The following is a 3,402-nucleotide window of genomic DNA, read 5'->3' on the forward strand; positions in this document are numbered from 1 at the left end:
TTCCCCTCTCCGACGTTCTCCTTATGTCTGTCCCCGGCCGTGGGGGTTGGACCAAATTTACATTTTTATGCGATCCTCCTTTTTCAATGGAATTTGCGGCCGACGGCTCAGTGGCCGGTGAAGTTGGGGGTGCGCTTGGCGACGAAGGCCGACACCGCTTCGCGGTGGTCGGACGTCGCGCCGGCTTCCGCCTGGGCTCCGGCCTCCACCGCGAGCGCCTCCGCGAGGCCTTCGGCCGCCGCGGCCAGCGCCGTCTCCTTGATGCGGGCGTAGGCGCTGGTCGGGCCGGCTGCCATGCGCGTCGCGAGCTCCACGGCGGCGCCGACGGCTTCGCCCTCGCCGACGACCCGGTTCACCATGCCGATGCGCAGGGCTTCCTCCGCCGCAACCGGCTCGGCCAGCAGCAGCATCTCCATGGCCCGGCCGTACCCGATCAGCCGCGGCAGCGTCCAGGACGCACCGGAGTCGGTGGACAGGCCGACGTTGGCGAAGGCCATCAGGAACTTCGCGTTCGACGACGCGACCCGCAGGTCGGAGGCGTAGGCCAGCGACGCGCCCGCACCCGCGGCGGTGCCGTTGACCGCCGCGATGACCGGCTTCGGCATGCTCGTCACGGCCCGGATGATCGGGTTGTAGTGCTCCTCGACCGTCTTCAGCGGGCTCGGGTCGTTCGCCTCGAGCAGCGCGACGTGCTCCTTGAGGTCCTGCCCGGCGCAGAACGCCTTGCCCGCGCCGGTGATCACCACGGCCCGCACCGCGTCGTCGGCGGCGGCCTCGCGCAGCGCACCGATCAGGGCCTGCTTGAGCTCGACGTTGAGCGAGTTGAACGACTCGGGCCGGTTCAACGTGAGCAGGCGCACACCCGCGTTGTCCTCGGTCAGCAGCACGTCGGTCACTTCGAACTCCTTGCCTCGCGGTCCGCTGCGGCGGTCGGCCGGGACGTCGCACCGGGGTCCGAAGTGGACTCCGCTGGTCGCGCGATGTCCCAGGTGGACAGTGTTGTCGCAGGTAGCCGGGGTCATCGTGGAGGTGCTCCACCCGCCGCGGCGACCAGCGGTGCGCCGACTGCTCCGGACGGCCGCAGGCAGGCCCGCGGAGGTCGCGAAACAGCGCGCACGGGCGGTGAGTCTGCCAGCCGCCACGGGCATTCGACCAGCGCACGGGCGACACGAGTTGATCGGTTCGGTTTCGTCCCAGCCTCGGGATGGGGGAGAATGGGGGTGAACCCGAGCTGGTTGTGGCGATCAGCGGGGTAAGAGTTCACGGAGGGAGCACGCTATGGCGGCCATGAAGCCCCGGACCGGTGACGGTCCCCTCGAGGTGACTAAGGAGGGACGCGGCATCGTGATGCGCGTTCCACTTGAGGGTGGTGGGCGGCTCGTCGTCGAGATGTCGGTCGAGGAGGCCAAGAACCTGGGCGACGCGTTGGAGTCCGCCACCGGCTGAGGCCGCCGGCCGGCGATGTCGGGGCGCCGCGGGCGGACAGCCGCGCGGCGCTTCGCGACGCCGAGGCGACAACGCAGCGTCGACGACGGGTGGCGAGCACTCTTCGCCACGGGCCCCGGTGCCGAGGGCGGCGCCGGGGCCGTCGTCGCCGACAGGCAGGTCCCCGCGGCCGGGCGCCTCGGCCGGCGGGTGACGACAGTAGTTTCGAGTGCGCGCGGCCAGCCCGTGCAGGAAGGTCTTTTCGTGTCCGGTGCATCAGTGTTCCGCCCAGCCCAGTCGGTCCGCGACGCGGACCCGGCGCTGCCCGCCATCCCGACCGCTCTGGTCGAAGTGGACGTCGTGCGGCAGTGGCGGGACGGCCTGCCCGGCGCGGTCCCGGTCTTCGACGGGGAATCGGGACCGGAGCTGGCCGCCGCTGCTGAACAGTTCGATGTGGACGCCGCGGTCCTGGACGCCGTCGGAGCGACGGCCTCGGCCGGTGCGGTCCGCGCGCTGCCGCTGCCCACCGGCGGCCTCGGCTGGGTCGTCGGCGTGGGCTCCGGCGAAGCGGTGAAGTGGCGCAGCGCCGGTGGTGCGCTGGCGCGCGCGGTGCGCGCCCGGCTCAACGACGTGGCCGAATCCGACGACGAGACGGGCGATCTCGGCGAGGCGTCCGACGCGGACTACCTCCAGGTGCGGCTGCCCGCGGACGTCGACGGCGAGATCGTGTCGGCGCTGACCCTGGGGCTCGCACTCGGCGGGTACCGGTACCGGGTGTCGCGCGGTCCGGTGCCGCCGCGGCTGCGGAAGGTCCTGCTGGTGGCGCCCGAGGGCGCGGACACCGCGGAGCTGGCCGAGCAGGTCCGGCGGACCCGCGAGCTGGCGGCGGCCACGGCCCTGGCCCGCGACCTCGCGAACACCCCGTCGAACGTCAAGGACCCGGCGTGGCTCACCGGTGTCGCCGCGGAGCTCGCCGCGGAGATCCCGGGCCTGACCGCCACCGTGCGCGACGAGAAGTGGCTCGCGGACAACGGTTTCGGCGGCATCCTCGCCGTCGGCGGCGGCTCGTCGCGCCCGCCCCGGCTGCTGGAGCTGGCCTACCGCCCGAAGGACGCCGAAGGACCGCACCTGGTGCTGGTCGGCAAGGGCATCACCTTCGACACCGGCGGTATCTCGATCAAACCCGCCGAGGGCATGCACCTGATGCGCACCGACATGTCCGGCGGCGGCGCGGTGATCGCGGCGCTGCTGACCATCGCGCGCCTGGGCCTGCCGGTGAAGGTGACCGGCCTGGTGCCCTCGGCGGAGAACCACGTGTCCGGCAGCGCCTACCGGCCCGGCGACGTGGTCCGGCACTACGGCGGCACCACCACCGAGGTCGGCAACACCGACGCCGAGGGCCGGATGGTGCTCGCCGACGCCATCGCCTACGCGGTCGACAAGCTCGAACCCGACGTGCTGGTGGACGTCGCAACGCTGACCGGCGCGATGAAGGTCGCGCTCGGCCTGCGCACCGGCGGCCTGTTCGCCTCCGATGAAGGGCTGGCCGAGAAGGTCCGCGCGGCCGGCGAGAGCGTCGGCGAGGCGTGGTGGCGGATGCCGCTGCTCGAGGACCACGCGGAGGCCGTGAAGGGCGAGCTGGCGGACGTCAAGCAGACCCCGACCGGACCGGGCGGCATCACCGCGGCCCTGTTCCTGCGCGAGTTCACCGGCGGCCTGCCGTGGGCCCACCTGGACATCGCGGGCCCGGCACGCTCCGACAAGGACTACAACGAGGTGGTACCGGGCGGCACCGGCTTCGCAGCCCGAAGCCTCGTCGAACTCGCAGCGACCTTCACCAAGCCCTGACCCGTTCCTGGGCGCTGCTCGGGGGCCGCAGTTTCAATTGAAACTGCGGCCCCCCCAGCTTGAAGCGCCCGCTGCGCGGGTGAGGTCCCCTGGGTAATATGGGCTGCGATAACGACCCAAAGAGCAGAG

Annotated in this window: 3 protein-coding genes; 2 read left to right on the forward strand and 1 reads right to left on the reverse strand. The window is 72.1% G+C overall.

All coding sequences use genetic code 11. From position 1 onward, the window contains the following. Nucleotides 1-107: 107 nt before the first annotated feature. Nucleotides 108-896: an enoyl-CoA hydratase-related protein gene (locus ABTZ89_RS37185; protein ID WP_270948831.1), complete on the reverse strand. Its 789-nt coding sequence runs from the start codon at nucleotides 894-896 to the stop codon at nucleotides 108-110. Nucleotides 897-1,278: 382 nt separating this feature from the next. Between ABTZ89_RS37185 and ABTZ89_RS37190 the strand changes: the two genes are divergently transcribed. Both ABTZ89_RS37190 and ABTZ89_RS37195 read left to right on the forward strand, forming a co-directional pair. Then, a complete protein-coding gene (locus tag ABTZ89_RS37190; protein ID WP_009949794.1) occupies nucleotides 1,279-1,446 on the forward strand; it encodes a DUF3117 domain-containing protein in 168 nt (55 codons plus the stop codon). Nucleotides 1,447-1,689: 243 nt separating this feature from the next. Further along, nucleotides 1,690-3,273: a leucyl aminopeptidase gene (locus ABTZ89_RS37195; RefSeq protein WP_351053848.1), complete on the forward strand. Its 1,584-nt coding sequence runs from the start codon at nucleotides 1,690-1,692 to the stop codon at nucleotides 3,271-3,273. The last annotated feature ends 129 nt before the right edge of the window (nucleotides 3,274-3,402 follow it).

Origin of the sequence: Saccharopolyspora sp. NPDC002686 (assembly GCF_040295745.1) — a bacterium.
GTDB lineage: Bacteria > Actinomycetota > Actinomycetes > Mycobacteriales > Pseudonocardiaceae > Saccharopolyspora > Saccharopolyspora oryzae.

Bases quoted from the DNA above. Each gene is read 5' to 3' on its own strand.
- ABTZ89_RS37190 (WP_009949794.1), top strand. From the start codon at position 1,279: ATGGCGGCCATGAAGCCCCGGACCGGTGACGGTCCCCTCGAGGTGACT.